The following is a 13,452-nucleotide window of genomic DNA, read 5'->3' on the forward strand; positions in this document are numbered from 1 at the left end:
ATTCTGTATGCAACTTTCCTCCCTTTTAGACAGGTTTGCCGAACCCGAAACACTGAAAATGGCCAAACTGGGCCGTGAACTGGCAGCTAAAGGTCATAATGTGATCAATCTGAGTCTTGGTGAACCGGATTTCGATACCCCGCAACACATCAAAGACGCTGCTATCAAAGCCATCAATGATAACTGGAGCCACTACTCTCCTGTTCCCGGTTATATGGACCTCCGTGAAGCGGTTTGCACGAAATTGAAACGCGATAATAATCTCGATTATAAACCTGAGAACATTATAACCTCTACCGGCGCCAAACAAAGCCTCGCCAATGCTATCCTGGCGTTGGTGGATGAAGGTGATGAAGTGGTCATCCCAACCCCTTATTGGGTAACCTATTCTGAACTGGTGAAAATTGCCCGTGGTAAAGTGGTTGAGATCAGGACCAAAGTAGAGAATGGTTTTAAAGCCACTGCTGCAGAACTGGAAGCTGCCATTACCGATAAGACCCGTGTGTTCATGTTCTCTTCGCCCTGTAACCCTTCCGGTGCTGTGTACAGCAAGTCTGAACTGGAAGCACTGGCCGCTGTGTTCAGGAAATATCCGAACATCATTATCCTGTCTGATGAGATCTATGAATACATCAATTTTGTTGGCAAACACGAAAGCATTGCACAGTTCGATGACCTGAAAGACCGTGTGGTATTGATCAATGGTCTGAGTAAAGGTTTTGCCATGACCGGATGGCGCCTGGGGTATATTGCCGCCAATGTTACCATTGCCAAAGCCTGTGAAAAATTACAGGGACAATTCACCAGTGGTGCCACTTCTGTCACACAGAAAGCCGCTGTGGCCGCTTTGACCGGCGACCTGCGTCCTTCACAGGAAATGACCGCTGAGTTTACCCGCCGCCGTGCCCGTACTTTGGAACTGATCAAAGAGATCCCGGGTTTCAAATGTTTTGCACCCGAAGGCGCATTTTATGTGTTCCCGGATGTGAGTGCCTATTATGGGAAATCCGATGGACAGGAAACCATCCACAATTCAGCCGACCTGAGCATGTACATACTGAACAATGCGCATGTTTCCTGTGTCATGGGCGATGCGTTCGGAGAACCCAACTGTGTTCGTTTTTCTTTTGCTGCCAGCATGGAAAATATTGAAACAGCCTGGGCAAGGATCAAGGAAGCTCTGGCCAAATTGAAATAAACGCGGTATTCGTTTACCGTTTACTGTACCAACGTGGTGAGGAAATACTTCACCACGTTTTTTATGCACCTGCTAATCCGTATTTTGCAGCCATGAGTGAACAGGCAAAAACAGAGATGTTCCGCAACCGTTTGGCAAAAGTGTACAAACACAAAAGCAAACTGGCCAAAAGGCAATCGGTATCCTGTTACCGTGTGTACGACCATGACCTGCCTGAATTTCCGCTTTGCATAGAGATCTATGAAGACAAGATCTACCTGGCCGAATACCTTCGCCGCCATGGCATGACAGACGAAGAACATGAAGTATGGCTGAATGATTGCCTGTCCGTCATCACCGAGATAACCGGCATACCACAGGAGCTGATGTTTGTGAGACAGCGCAAGCGGATGTCGCACCGCGGCGAGGACCAATATGAGAAGATGGATACCAAACAGGAGTTCTTCACAGTATTGGAGAATGGCCTGAAATTCCAGGTGAACCTGACCGACTATCTGGATACCGGCCTGTTCCTTGACCATCGCATCACCCGGCAGATGGTGCGGGAACAGAGTAAGGACAAACGTGTACTGAACCTTTTCTGTTATACAGGATCTTTCTCTGTATATGCCGCCGCCGGTGGCGCAGCTACGGTCACTTCCGTGGACCTATCCAAGACCTACCTGGCCTGGGCAGAAGATAATATGGTGATCAACCATTTCAAGGATGCGGCTAAATACCGGTTCATCCATGCAGATGTGAAACAATACCTGAAAACACTACAGCCCGACAGCTTTGACCTGGTGATCATGGACCCGCCCACATTCAGCAACAGCAAGCGCATGAAAGACTTTCTCGATATCCAGCGCGACCATGTGGAATTATTGAACGATGTACTGGCAGCCACCACCCCGGGAGGCATCGTCTACTTCAGCACCAACTTCACCAAATTCGTTCTGGAACCCGAAAAGATCCATGCATCCGAGATCAAAGACATTACCAAAGCCACCACAGCTTTCGATTTTGAAGGCAAACTGAAACGGTGGTGTTACAGGGGGAGAAAATAATGAGTGAATGAGTGAATGATAGGATGAGTGAATGGTAAGGAAATTTTTTACGCCATTCTATCATTCACTCATCCTATCATTCTATCATTACTTAATGGAAATACTGTCAATACTGTAATCCCTCTTCCACAACCATTTCTCAAATTGGTAACGTATCACATAACCCGTGGCTGTGCTGTCGCTTGCGTAGTATACCTGGAGGTAGTAGCTTTTTCCCTTGCTGCCGGATGCCCATTGGTCCAAATCAGTGGAAGATGCGGCGGGTGCTCCGAGATAAGCCTGCACAATATCCCTTTTCTCGCGGAGCGGAAGGTTGCGCCATTTCATGGGAGTGGCAAAACGGGCTGCTTGGGGAACAGCAATGCCGAACACCATGTATTGCAACCCAGCCAGCGCCAATAAACAGATCACCAGGATCAGGGTCGTTCTTTTGCGGGCAGACCGGATGATGGGCTCGTATAATTGTGGTATGATGGGCAATTAATAGAAATTAACTTATTCAGAAAAGACGCCAACTAAATAATCGGTTCATTCTATGGTAGGTTTTCCCTTTTCGGAGAAATCTCTTACAAATGGATCAGATGCGGTTCAGTTGCTTTTGGGTGAATTCGTTTTCTGTATTTCCTGTATTCAGGGTAGAAGCCGGCTCGAATAACATAACCCAAACCTCTTCCTCGGCATTGGGACGATGCTCCACACCCCGGGGTACCACCAGAAAATCACCTTCCTGTAAGGCAATGTTTTTGTCGCGGAGTTCCATTACAAAAGAACCCTTTACCACAAAAAAGAATTCATCTTCCAGTGCATGGTGATGCCAGGTGAAGGGGCCTTTGAATTTGGCCAGTTTTACCTGTTGTCCGTTCAGTTCACCCACAATATGTGGGTTCCAATAATCTGTGATCTGCGAAAATTTGTCTGTCAGGGTTACTTTATACATGGTAGGTATTTCCTGTTTCGTTCAGAAACTGTTCGTGTAATTTCAGTACCTGAGGTATCAGCAAATGCTGGTCATCGTTGAGCACCACAAAATCGCATAAGCGCATTTTGATCTCTTCCTGGATCTGCCGTTTCATCCGGCTGAGCACTTCTTCCCTGCTCACCTGATCCCTGTCCATTACCCGCTTGATACGAATATGCTGGGGCGCATATACACCGATCATATAATCAAACCCGATGGCAGAACCGGCTTCAAAAAACAGGGCCGCTTCCTTAACGGTATAAGGCGTGGTCTGCTGTGCTGCCCATTCCTCTGCCGCGGCAATGGTATATGGATGTACCAGTGCGTTCAGGGTTTCCAGTTGAAAAGGATTGCTAAAAACGATGGTAGCCAGCTGCTTCCGGTTCAACCGGCCATCGGTATATACCGTCTCTCCAAATTTGTCGATGATAGCGTGTTTCAGCGCGGGATGGGTTTGCATCAGTTCTTTGGCAGCCGCATCAGCATCGAATACAGGAATACCGAGCACCTTAAAAATGCCCGATACGGTTGACTTACCGCTGCCGATACCACCTGTTAGACCGATGCGCAGTGCCATGGGTAGGAATTCTGTTGGAAAGATATTATTTCTGGCGCATTACCGGAAACCCACTGCCGGGTATTTGTTGTATACAGGCTGGTTTTACTCTGTATCCATAAAAAAGCCGGATGAAGATCATCCGGCCCCATTTTCAGATAAAGCGGTAAGCTTTTGGTTACAGCTATTTATTGATGGCGCTTGACCATTCCATGCTGATCGATGATTTTTCGATCTTCAGGTAACTGCCTGGACTTACTTCCAGCTGTAAAGTATTGTCTTCGTTGATCTTGTTGATGGTTCCATGGATACCTGCAATGGTCACCACTTTGTCGCCTTTCTGCATATTGTCAACAAATTTCTTCTGCTCCTTGGCTTTCTTGGCCTGCGGACGAATCATGAATAACCAGAAAACGAGGATGATACCTCCCATCAAAACCAGCTGCACCATACCGCCACCAGATCCGGCAGCCTGCAGTAAAACGAAATGTAAATTAGTCATTATAGTTGTTTTTAATGATTGACGTAACCTGTATCCTTTTCTTAATCATATGGATCAAGGGCCGTAAAGATAAGTGTCTGCACCTTTCGTTGGAGCGAATTTCTGGTAACAAAAAGGTAAATTCCTGCTACCTGCTTATTTCTTGAAACTTACCTTATGGATCTTGCCTGCTTCCAGCATTTCTTTGTGGATATTGTCGAGGATACCATTCACGAACTGTCCGCTCTGCGGGGTACTGTAATCCTTGGCCAGGTCTATGTATTCGTTGATAGTGACTTTTGTGGGGATGGTTTCAAAGTACAGCAGTTCACAAACGCCCATGCGCATCAGTACCATATCTAATTGGGCTATCCGCTCCGAATCCCAGTTCTTCAGTTTGGGTTTGATGAGCTCCATACAGAAGTCCTTCTTCTCCAGTGTAGTGGTGAGCAGTGATTTGGCAAAACCCCATTTTTCCGGGCTTAACATTTCCTGCAGGTTATAACTGGATGGTTTCTGGATATAGTTCTGCATCAGCTGATCCATCATGTCGGCATCATCGTCCCAGTTATTGAAAAGTTCTTCCAGGTGGGCAATGAACAGTTCATTGGGCAGCATGAGCTGTGTGAAGATCAGTTTGATGATCTCTTTCTCTTTGGCCTTTTCCCTGCCTTCGTGGTTGATGTATTCCTTGTATTTTTCCGTATTGGTCAGATCTTCATAGATCTTCTTTACCAGATCCTTATCCAGCAATTTGGAAGGCAGGTCGGTTTCCACCGCTTTTTTGAAAGATTCATTCTCCAGTATCTGCCAGAGGAACTCATTACCGGCGATCTTGATGTTCACATTCAGGTCTTCCTCCGTAGGGAGGTTCCGGGAAGCTCTTTTTTGTGCGCTGGTTTCCGCGTAGCGGGCCACTTCTGTGAGAAAGTACAACAGGTATACGAACAGTTCCCTGCTTTTATCCAATTGTTTCTGTAATTCTTCAACGGGTTTTTTAAAAGCGACCGGGTTATCCGCCGCTTCAATCATGTACAGCAACTGCATCACTTTCACACGAATATTTCTTCTACTGATCATCTGGTAAGAACTTAGTTTGAGGGATGCAAAGATATTGGTTTCGGCTTCTGGTGCAAAATGTAAATCATCGGCGGTAAACCGGGGCCTGTCACCTGTATGTACCCTATTCCCTAAGCTGTTTCTGCCGTATCAGTAACAGGAAACAGCCGGGAAAAAATCCGACGATCAGCTCTTCCGCTAAGATCGCTTATTGAGGAGGGTGAACTGCCCGTTCCAGGTGGTACAGACCAGCCGGGCAGGTTATGAAATTTTGACACGGGTTGTCAGAAACTTACCCCATCTTTGCCCCCGTTTCTGACAGACTATACAGCTGCGGGGCCTATTTGGAGCGGGATGCTGCAAATTTGACCTGAAACACCCGGGTGGCACAAAAATGGTTACCAGGACAATATTATTTCTCAATTCATTAAAAACCCATAACGTATGGCAAAAAAACTCAACGTTACTCCTCTGCACGACAGAGTAATTGTTAAGCCTGCCGCTGCTGAAGAAAAAACCGCAGGCGGAATCATTATCCCTGATACTGCAAAAGAAAAACCACAACGTGGCACCATTGTAGCTGCCGGTGCTGGTAAAAAGGACGAGCCTGTAACTGTAAAAGTTGGCGATACCGTTTTGTATGGTAAATATGCAGGAACCGAGATCCAGATCGAAGGTCAGGATTTGCTGATCATGCGTGAGAGTGACATCCTCGCGATCGTGTAAAATTTGAAAATGTGAAAATGTGGTCATTTGAAAAGGATCATCTTTTCAGATCGTTGCAGGTTTCAGGTTTTCAATTTTCCCAATTCTCAAATTTTCAAATTTTCAAATTCTCAAATTAAACAATATGGCAAAGCAGATTTTCTTTGACATTGAAGCAAGAAATAAGATGAAAAAAGGCGTTGACACCCTTGCCAACGCTGTAAAAGTGACCCTCGGACCAAAAGGTCGTAACGTGGTTATCGAAAAGAAATTCGGTGCACCCCAGGTAACAAAAGATGGTGTGACCGTAGCGAAAGAAATTGAACTGGAAGACCCTATCGAGAACATGGGTGCCCAGATGGTGAAGGAAGTGGCTTCCAAAACCGCTGACATTGCCGGTGACGGTACCACTACCGCTACCGTTCTGGCCCAGGCCATCATTGGCGAAGGTCTGAAGAACGTAGCTGCAGGTGCCAACCCGATGGATCTGAAGCGTGGTATCGACAAGGCCGTTGACAAGATCATCGAGAGTCTGAAAGCCCAGTCACAGACTGTAGGTAACGACACCAAGAAAATCGAGCAGGTAGCTACGATCTCTGCTAACAGTGATAGCGAGATCGGTAAACTGATCGCTACTGCCATGAACAAAGTGGGTAAAGAAGGTGTGATCACCGTAGAAGAAGCAAAAGGTACCGATACCACAGTTGATGTGGTGGAAGGTATGCAGTTCGACCGCGGTTATATCTCTCCTTACTTCGTTACCAACAGCGAGAAAATGGAAGTGGAACTGCAGAACCCTTATATCCTGATCTACGACAAGAAGATCAGCGCTATGAAAGATATCCTCCATATCCTGGAGAAAGTGGCCCAGAGCGGTCGTCCGCTGTTGATCATTGCAGAAGACCTGGAAGGTGAAGCACTGGCAACACTGGTTGTAAATAAATTACGTGGTACCCTGAAAGTAGCTGCTGTGAAAGCACCTGGTTTCGGCGACCGTAGAAAAGAAATGCTGACCGATATCGCGATCCTGACTGCAGGTACCGTGGTAAGCGAAGAGCAGGGCTTTAAACTGGAGAATGCAGACCTGACCTATTTAGGACAGGCCGCTTCTGTAACCATTGACAAGGATAACACCATCGTGGTAGGCGGTAAAGGTAAAAAAGCCGACATCGTTGCCCGTGTTAACCAGATCAAAGCCCAGATCGAAAACACCACTTCTGACTACGACCGCGAAAAATTACAGGAGCGCCTCGCTAAATTAAGCGGTGGTGTGGCTGTACTGTACGTAGGTGCTGCTACAGAAGTGGAAATGAAAGAGAAAAAAGACCGCGTTGACGATGCCCTGCACGCAACAAGGGCTGCTGTGGAAGAAGGTATCGTTCCCGGTGGTGGTGTAGCATATATCCGTGCCGTTGAGAGCCTGGAAAAATTGAAAGGTTCCAACGAAGACGAATCTACCGGTATCCAGATCGTGAAAAGAGCGATCGAAGAGCCCCTGCGCCAGATCGTGGTGAACAGCGGTATTGAAGGTTCTATTGTGGTGCAGAAAATCAAGGAAGGCAAAGCCGACTTCGGTTTCAACGCCCGCACAGAAGTGTATGAGAACCTGTTCAAAGCCGGTGTAATTGACCCAACCAAAGTAAGCCGTGTAGCATTGGAGAATGCAGCATCCATCGCCGCTATGTTGTTGACAACTGAGTGTGTGATCGCTGATAAACCAAAAGCGGAAGCTCCGCACGCACACGCTGGTGCACCTGATATGGGTGGTATGGGCGGATACTAATCCCTACCCCATCCTGCCAATAAAAATCCCCGCATCTTGCAAAAGAGCGGGGATTTTTTATGCACAATAGATTATCGGTTATCCTGTTTTTGTTTCAGGTATCGTTGCAGGATACCTTTTGCCAGCAGGAACTGTGCAATGGTATACGGTATGATGCTGTACACGAGCCCCTGTGAGTGACCGCCCGCTCCGAACAGGTTCCAGGCAAAAATGAGGTTCTGAATGATGAATATACAGAGCGCCTTACATGATCTGCAGCTAAAACCGGTTGCCACGATATCAAACGTATGGGCAATAATCTTTCTGCGACACAGTCCTTTTTTATAAATAATAAGATGATAACCAGTTAATTATAATGCATTTTAGGTACCTAAACTATTGTAACCTATTGATTATCCGTATCATATAAACAGATGACCTGCAGATAACCCGCAGATAACCCGCCTATAACCCGTAGATAACCCGCCTCTTTAAAAAAGCGGGTTATCTGCAATATATATACGGTATATGGGTAGAATATAGGACAAGGATGTTACTATCAGGTCCGGAAGAAAGGTCCATAGAGAAGTGGGAAAATAAGGACAAGCACTCTGTACAAGTCTGGCTACGAATATGCCCGGAGGCAATTCTTCACCAAACAGGTTAGGTATACCGGAAATCAAATGACCGGAACCTGCTGCTTTCGGGTTTCTGCATACGCCGCAAAACCCTGTACCAGGAAATATTGCGCCAGGCCATAGGTCAACATCACGCCCATATCTGCCCAACGGTTATGCAGGGCGAATTTATTGATGGCGAGCAAGCCGTCGGACAAAACGAACAAAGCCGCACCAGGTATAAAACAGGTGACCGCTATCTTTTGTACCGCGGGGTTCACCAGGGTCTGTGTAGCCATGACCGCCATGGTGCAGATGATCACCATATAAACGAGTATGGGCACCCGGAAAGTTCCCAATTGATCATTCAGGTAATAGAAGATCTGCCCCGAGATCAGGACCAGCACAATAATAGCCAATGCCAGGTTACGGGGTTTACCGGTGTACCCTTTTTGCAACCGGTAAAAGAACCAGCTGTTACAAAGATGCGTACCGATGAATGCCAGCATGCCCAACAGGAAAAATGCCTCGCCTGAACGCGTCAGCAACAGGTCGCCCAGAAAGGAACAGAACAGTCCCAGGTAAAGAACCGGGCTGGTCTTACCCTCACCGGCATATAGATAACCCATCAATACGGGCAACAATAAAAGTTTCGTTAACATCCTGAACGAACTTATTTCCAGATAAATAAATCCACAGTGAAGCAGCAGGACGGCAAGGAACAAGCCCATACCATATTTTCGGAGCAATTGCATAAAAAGCGGATTGGGTGATCAATGGAAAGTCCTGATCTGAAACGTTCACAAAGCCGTATTTATTACCATGGGCCTGAACTATATTATAGGGGGAAGGATTACTTTTGCCGCATGTTGAGCCAGGAAAACGAATCATTTCTGCAATGGTGGGCCGAGAACAGGATCCGGGAAAAGAACAGCCTGAGACCCTTTCTGATCGGCCTGTCTTTCGGTTTTTCCATTGGTATCGGGGTTCTGCTGATACTCGAAACGGGATGGTATGAGCGGGCCAATATGGTGGCCAATTCCCGTTTGAGTTCGGTGGTATTTGTACTGGCATTGATGATCGTATCTGTTTTTATGGCATTTGTTTACCGGAAATTCCGGTGGGAAATGCAGGAACAGCGGTACCAGGAATTATTGATCCTGAAAAATAAGTCAGAAAACAAGCTGCCTAAGCAGCCTTAGTAATCAAAATACAGTCTATAAATCTAAAAAACTGCATGAAAAAATTTGTTCTCTCGGTTCTTGTTCTCTCAATGGTTATTTTTAATATATCCTGTGGAAAAAGCGATACCAGTGGTTGCCAGCCGGCCAGTATTGCGTCTGAAAAAGCCCAGATGGTGGCCTATTGCACCGCCAATGGCATCAATTATACAGAAAGCAGCAGCGGACTTTTATATGAGATCATTGCTCCAGGCAGTGGCCTGGCCCCAGTGAGCACTTCCATCGTTTCGGCGGTATATACCGGTAAATTGCTGAACGGCACTACATTTGATGCTACCGCCAACCCTGTAAGTTTCTCACTCAGCGGCGTAATTGACGGCTGGAAGATTGGTCTGCCCCTGATCAAAAAAGGTGGCCGGATCAAACTGGTCATTCCTTCAGCACTGGCTTACAGCTGTACCGGCAGCAAAAACGGTGCCGGCCAGTATGTTATCAACCCAAATGAACCTTTGTTTTTTGATGTCACATTGACTGATGTTAGATAACTCTTCTGAAAAACACCCTATCTAGGAAGGCCGGCAAGCGAAAACCGGTCTTTTTTTGCTAAAAACCAATATCATGGGGGATATCGGATTTCATTACCATTCCCCTATCTTTGCCGCTCTAAAAAAATTTGTAAACCGTTACTAATATGCAACTGAAAGGTTTAGTGCGATTTTTTGCGATTGCCTTGATACTCATCTGCCTGTATCAATTGTCATTCACCTGGTTCGTGAAGAACCATGAAAGTGAAATGGAAAAAAAGGCCGATACCTGGCTGAAAACTTTCCCCACTCCCGAGGCCAAATACCCCGGAAACAAAGAATTACAGGCTGCTTATGCAGATAGCCTGGGCGATCTGAAAAAAGAAAGACTGAAGCGCCTTCTCGACAGCACCAAAGACGCGAAGCTGGCTTTTGGTCTGACCACTTACCGCAGCGCCAAAGAAAAGGAACTGATGCTGGGTCTCGACCTGCAGGGTGGTATGAGCGTAACCATGGAAGTGGGCCTGGATGGTCTCCTCAAATCCCTGGCCAACTATACCAAGGATGCCAACTTCAACAAAGCGCTGGAGCAGGCAGTTGCCCGCAAAGCCAATACCAGTGCCGACCTTATTTCCCTGTTCCGCGAGGAACTGGCCAAAGTGAGTCCCGGTACCAGACTGGCCCCTTTCTTTGCGGCACGTAGCGGTAACCCACCCAAAGTTAAGATCGACGACAGTGATGATAAAGTGGCTTCTTACCTGAAAGACCAGGCGAATATTGCTTTCAATACCACTTACCGCATCCTGCGTACCAGGATCGACCGTTTTGGTGTGGCATCACCCAATATCAATCCTGACCCGGTTAAAGGTTATATCAACATTGAACTGGCCGGTATCAACGATAAGGAAAGGGTTCGCGCCTTCCTGCAATCTACCGCCAACCTCCAGTTCTTTGAAGTATATACTTTCGAGAGCAAAGAATTACAGAACGGCATTATAGAAGCCGATAAAGCGGTGGAAGATTACCTGAATGGAATAAAAACAGCAGACACTACCCAAAAGGCAAGTGTTGACACCGTTGCCAAAACTGCTACGGCCGCTACTCAAAAAGACAGTGGTAAAACAGCTACCCTGTCTGCCATTGCCGGTAATACCAAAGCTGCAGTGAAAGCAGACTCTGCCAAAGCCAATGCCAACAAGAACCCGATCGGCCGACTGATTCAGTTCAGCCAGCCTTATGCTGGACAGGACGGTAAAACCGTATTTCCTGCAGCTATCGGATATATCCCTTCAAAAGATACCGGTACATTGAACGATTACCTGCACCTGGATGTGGTGAAGAACAAGTTCCCATCCAACCTGGTATTCATGTATGGTAAAGCAGAAGGTGATGATCCCAAGTTGAAAGACATCCTGACCCTGTATGCCATCAAGACCCTGGATAACGGTCAGGCAGAACTGGGTGGCGAAGGTATCAGCGCTTCCCAGGACTATGATGAACGTGGCCGTATCGCTATCAAAATGAATATGGACAAAGCGGGTACTGCCGGCTGGGCCAGAATGACCACCCGTAACGTGGGTAAACCCATTGCCGTGGTACTGGATAATTTCGTGTACTCCGCTCCTAACGTAAACGAGCCCATCACTACCGGTAACTCACAGATCTCCGGCAGCTATACCATTAAAGAAGCGCAGGACCTGGCCGAGATCCTGGAGAGCGGTAAACTGCCTGCTCCGGCCAAAATCATACAGGAACAGCAAGTGGGCCCAACCCTGGGTAAAGCTTCCATTAATGGTGGCGCCATGTCGTTCCTGGTTTCCTTCATCGTCATCTTTGCCCTGATGCTGCTGTATTATAACACCGGCGGATGGGTGGCCAATATTGCCCTGATCCTGAACCTGCTGTTCACCATCGGTATCCTGAGCGCCCTGGGCTTTACGCTGACGGCTCCCGGTATTGCCGGTCTGGTACTTACCGTAGGTCTGGCAGTGGATACCAACGTAATCATCTTTGAACGTATCAAGGAAGAGCTGACCAAAGGAAAGAGCTACCAGAATGCCGTTAACGATGGTTACAGGCGTTCTCTGGCTCCCGTACTGGATGCACACGTGACCACCCTGCTCACCGCCATCATCCTGGCTTATTTCGGATTGGGTCCGGTACTGGGTTTTGCCACTACACAGATCATCGGTATCCTGTTGTCGCTGTTCTGCGGTATCCTGGTATCCAGGCTGATCACAGATATCTATATGGGCAAGAACCGACACTTTGAATATTTTACGGGACTGTCTAAAAAAATCTTCAAACACGCTTCTTTCAAATTCATCGAGTACCGGAAAATTGCATATGGTATTTCCGTTGTGATCTTCCTGCTGGGACTGAGCACCCTGGTACGCAAAGATGCTTTTGATGAGGGTGTTGAATTTTCAGGTGGACGCAGTTATACCATCAAATTCGACAAACCGGTGAATGAAGACCAGATCCGCGACGAGCTGAAAGCTGAATTCGGAGAGGCTGTGATCATCAAGACCGTGGATGTGAAGAACCAGATCAATATCACCACTTCTTATAAGATCAAGGAAACCGGCAGCAATATTGATTCACTGGTAGAGAAAAAACTCTTTGCCGGCCTGAAGAACCACCTGCCTGCCAATACTACTTTCAACGATTTTGAAAAAGTATACAAACAGAGTTCACAGACTGTATTACCGACCATTTCAGACGACCTGAAAAAAGGTGCTACCAAGGCGGTGATTTTTGGTCTGATCATGATCTGTCTGTATATCTTCATCCGATTCCGTGACTGGCGTTATTCACTGGGTACGATCTTCTCCCTGTTACACGACGTATTTGTAACACTGATCGTATTTAGTTATGCCCGGACAATCGTTCCTTTCCCGCTTGAGATTGATCAGCACTTCATTGCTGCGATCCTGACGGTGATCGGTTTCTCGATGAACGATACGGTGATCGTGTACGACAGGATCCGTGAAGACAGCTCGCTGATGAAAAGTTCTGACAATGCTGCGGTGATTAACCGTGCGATCAACGAGACATTGAGCCGTACAATCATGACTTCACTGACCGTATTCCTGACCATCCTGATCCTCTTCATCTTCGGCGGAGAAGTTACCCGTGGTTTCGCATTCGCCATGCTGATCGGTGTGGTTACCGGTACTTACTCTTCTATCTTTGTAGCGGCCCCTGTTCTGGTAGATTTTGCCAAGCACCGCCCACTGGGAAGAAAGTCTTCCGTTGAAGCCAAGAAATAATATAATCTTTTGATAACCAAAGCCCGTAGTCATCGCTACGGGCTTTTTTATGACCAACCGGAACTGGACAGGCAGATTAAAATTCACTTAATG

The 13,452-nt window shown here is 47.0% G+C and carries 14 protein-coding genes; 7 read left to right on the forward strand and 7 right to left on the reverse strand.

Annotated elements, in window-relative coordinates; genetic code table 11:
* Positions 1-7 precede the first annotated feature (7 nt).
* Positions 8-1,198: a pyridoxal phosphate-dependent aminotransferase gene (locus ACH3Y6_RS13200; RefSeq protein ID WP_490836084.1), complete on the forward strand. Its 1,191-nt coding sequence runs from the start codon at positions 8-10 to the stop codon at positions 1,196-1,198.
* A 92-nt stretch (positions 1,199-1,290) separates the two neighbouring features.
* A complete protein-coding gene (locus ACH3Y6_RS13205) occupies positions 1,291-2,244 on the forward strand; it encodes a class I SAM-dependent methyltransferase (RefSeq protein ID WP_490836085.1) in 954 nt (317 codons plus the stop codon).
* An 87-nt stretch (positions 2,245-2,331) separates the two neighbouring features.
* Here the strand turns inward: ACH3Y6_RS13205 and ACH3Y6_RS13210 are convergent, their stop codons facing one another.
* The 5 genes from ACH3Y6_RS13210 to nusB all read right to left on the reverse strand — a co-directional run bounded on the left by ACH3Y6_RS13210 (position 2,332) and on the right by nusB (position 5,319).
* Positions 2,332-2,724, reverse strand: a complete 393-nt coding sequence (locus ACH3Y6_RS13210; RefSeq protein WP_490836086.1) for a hypothetical protein — start codon at positions 2,722-2,724, stop codon at positions 2,332-2,334.
* 97 nt (positions 2,725-2,821) lie between these two features.
* Positions 2,822-3,181 carry a cupin domain-containing protein gene (locus ACH3Y6_RS13215; protein WP_490836087.1) on the reverse strand — a complete coding sequence of 120 codons (360 nt, stop codon included), beginning with the start codon at positions 3,179-3,181 and terminating at the stop codon, positions 2,822-2,824.
* Entirely contained in the window at positions 3,174-3,779 is a 606-nt protein-coding gene (gene coaE, locus ACH3Y6_RS13220; RefSeq protein ID WP_490836088.1) for a dephospho-CoA kinase, read from the reverse strand. The genes ACH3Y6_RS13215 and coaE overlap by 8 nt, the downstream gene beginning before the upstream one ends.
* A 163-nt stretch (positions 3,780-3,942) precedes the next feature.
* Positions 3,943-4,260 (reverse strand): preprotein translocase subunit YajC, encoded by a 318-nt coding sequence (gene yajC / locus ACH3Y6_RS13225; RefSeq protein ID WP_490836089.1) that lies wholly within the window; start codon positions 4,258-4,260, stop codon positions 3,943-3,945.
* A gap of 135 nt (positions 4,261-4,395) precedes the next feature.
* Positions 4,396-5,319: a transcription antitermination factor NusB gene (gene nusB / locus ACH3Y6_RS13230; protein WP_490836090.1), complete on the reverse strand. Its 924-nt coding sequence runs from the start codon at positions 5,317-5,319 to the stop codon at positions 4,396-4,398.
* A gap of 423 nt (positions 5,320-5,742) precedes the next feature.
* Between nusB and ACH3Y6_RS13235 the strand changes: the two genes are divergently transcribed.
* Both ACH3Y6_RS13235 and groL read left to right on the forward strand, forming a co-directional pair.
* On the forward strand, positions 5,743-6,024 hold the full coding sequence (locus tag ACH3Y6_RS13235; protein ID WP_490836091.1) for a co-chaperone GroES: 282 nt from the start codon (positions 5,743-5,745) through the stop codon (positions 6,022-6,024).
* Between the two features lie 124 nt (positions 6,025-6,148).
* Positions 6,149-7,786: a chaperonin GroEL gene (gene groL, locus ACH3Y6_RS13240; protein WP_490836092.1), complete on the forward strand. Its 1,638-nt coding sequence runs from the start codon at positions 6,149-6,151 to the stop codon at positions 7,784-7,786.
* Positions 7,787-7,857: 71 nt separating this feature from the next.
* On the opposite strand, the gene ACH3Y6_RS13245 is transcribed toward groL, so the two are convergent.
* Positions 7,858-8,061: a hypothetical protein gene (locus ACH3Y6_RS13245; RefSeq protein WP_490836093.1), complete on the reverse strand. Its 204-nt coding sequence runs from the start codon at positions 8,059-8,061 to the stop codon at positions 7,858-7,860.
* A 383-nt stretch (positions 8,062-8,444) separates the two neighbouring features.
* Positions 8,445-9,044, reverse strand: coding sequence for a lysoplasmalogenase (locus tag ACH3Y6_RS13250; protein WP_490836094.1), 600 nt, complete (start codon positions 9,042-9,044; stop codon positions 8,445-8,447).
* Between the two features lie 204 nt (positions 9,045-9,248).
* Here ACH3Y6_RS13250 and ACH3Y6_RS13255 point away from each other — a divergent pair, with 204 nt between their 5' ends.
* The 3 genes from ACH3Y6_RS13255 (at position 9,249) to secDF (ending at position 13,359) form a co-directional block, all read left to right on the forward strand.
* Entirely contained in the window at positions 9,249-9,584 is a 336-nt protein-coding gene (locus ACH3Y6_RS13255) for a hypothetical protein (RefSeq protein WP_490836095.1), read from the forward strand.
* A gap of 35 nt (positions 9,585-9,619) precedes the next feature.
* Positions 9,620-10,108 carry an FKBP-type peptidyl-prolyl cis-trans isomerase gene (locus tag ACH3Y6_RS13260; RefSeq protein WP_490836096.1) on the forward strand — a complete coding sequence of 163 codons (489 nt, stop codon included), beginning with the start codon at positions 9,620-9,622 and terminating at the stop codon, positions 10,106-10,108.
* A gap of 146 nt (positions 10,109-10,254) precedes the next feature.
* A complete protein-coding gene (secDF, locus tag ACH3Y6_RS13265; RefSeq protein WP_490836097.1) occupies positions 10,255-13,359 on the forward strand; it encodes a protein translocase subunit SecDF in 3,105 nt (1,034 codons plus the stop codon).
* Positions 13,360-13,452 lie beyond the last annotated feature (93 nt).

The organism is Sediminibacterium sp. FW305-C-269 (assembly GCF_058231045.1).